General features: G+C 38.2%; 2 protein-coding genes. Both read left to right on the forward strand.

Going from position 1 to position 1,597, the window contains the following annotated elements; genetic code table 11:
• A partial coding sequence (locus SPD45_RS14320) for an electron transfer flavoprotein subunit beta/FixA family protein (protein ID WP_336268457.1) occupies positions 1–606 on the forward strand: 606 nt, incomplete at its 5' end.
• A gap of 27 nt (positions 607–633) precedes the next feature.
• Positions 634–1,597, forward strand: a 964-nt coding sequence (locus SPD45_RS14325; protein WP_336268458.1) for an electron transfer flavoprotein subunit alpha/FixB family protein, incomplete at its 3' end; no start/stop codon positions are given.

Consider the following 1,597-nt stretch of genomic DNA (forward strand, 5'->3'; position numbering starts at 1 on the left):
GTTGTCACAATTGGAGATGAAGACTCTGAAAAACAGTTACGTACTGCGCTTGCAATGGGTGCGGACAAAGCTGTTTTAATTAATACAGAAGATGATTTAGAAGAAGGCGACCAATTTACAACGGTGAAAATTTTGGAAGCGTTTTTCGAAGATAAAGAAGTAGATTTAATTTTAGCTGGAAACGTCGCAATCGATGAAGCGAGTGGACAAGTTGGTCCTCGTTTAGCGGAAAAATTAGATATTCCTTATGTAACGACAATTGTCGGATTAGATATTGAAGATGGCAAAGCGAATATTGAAAAAGACGTGGAAGGAGACTTAGAGAAAATCGAAGTTTCTTTACCAGTATTAGTGACGTGCCAACAAGGTTTAAACGAACCACGTTATCCATCATTACCAGGAATTATGAAGGCGAAAAAGAAACCATTAGAAGAACTAGAAATTGATGACCTTGATTTAGATGAAGATGATGTAGAAGCAAAAACAGAAACAGTGAACATTTTCCTACCACCTGAAAAAGAAGCGGGAAGAATTTTAGAAGGTGAAATCGATGATCAAGTAAAAGAGCTTGTATCATTATTACGAAACGAAGCAAAAGTACTTTAATCGGACGATAGAGAGGAGACGTATACAATGGGAAAAATTTTAGTAATTGGTGAATCGGTAGACGGAGTATTACGTAATGTAAGTTTTGAAGCGATTGCAGCAGCACGTAAAATAGAAGAAGGTGCAGAAGTTGTCGGCTTATTATTAGGAAAAGATGTACAAGAATCAGAAGCGAATGCAATGATTCATCATGGAGCAGACCGTGTAATTACAGTATCACATGATAATTTAGAAAACTATACATCTGAAGGTTACGGACAAGTCATTTTAGAAGTGATGGACGAAGAATCCCCAGATGCTGTATTAATGGGTCATACTGCAATTGGGAAAGATGTTACACCAAAAATTGCAGGCCGTTTAGAAATCGGATTAGTTTCAGATGCAATTGATATAAAAGTAGATGGGGATGATGTTGTATTTACACGTCCAATCTATTCAGGTAAAGCATTTGAAGAGAAGAAAATGAAAGATGGAATTGTTTTTGCGACAATTCGTCCTAATAACATCCCAGCACTTGAAAAAGATGAAGGACGTTCAGGAGATGTTTCAGCTAAAGATGTGGATGTAAAAGATTTACGTACAATCGTTAAAGAAGTTATCCGTAAAAAAGCAGAAGGTGTGGACATGTCTGAAGCGAGCGTCGTTATCGCTGGTGGACGTGGCGTGAAAAGTGAAGAAGGATTTGAGCCTTTATATGAACTAGCAGATCTTTTAGGCGGGGCAGTAGGGGCGTCACGTGGAGCATGTGATGCGGAATACTGTGACTATTCTTTACAAATTGGACAAACTGGTAAAGTTATTACACCAGACCTTTATATCGCAGTTGGTATTTCAGGAGCAATCCAACACTTAGCAGGTATGTCGAACTCGAAAGTAATCGTAGCAATTAACAAAGACCCGGAAGCGAATATTTTCAATGTGGCAGATTACGGGATTGTTGGCGACTTATTTGATGTCGTGCCGAAATTAATTGAAGAAATTAAAGCGTTAG

It is taken from the genome of Pseudogracilibacillus sp. SO10305 (genome assembly GCF_037072005.1).
In the GTDB taxonomy this organism is placed as follows: domain Bacteria; phylum Bacillota; class Bacilli; order Bacillales; family Amphibacillaceae; genus Pseudogracilibacillus; species Pseudogracilibacillus intestinigallinarum.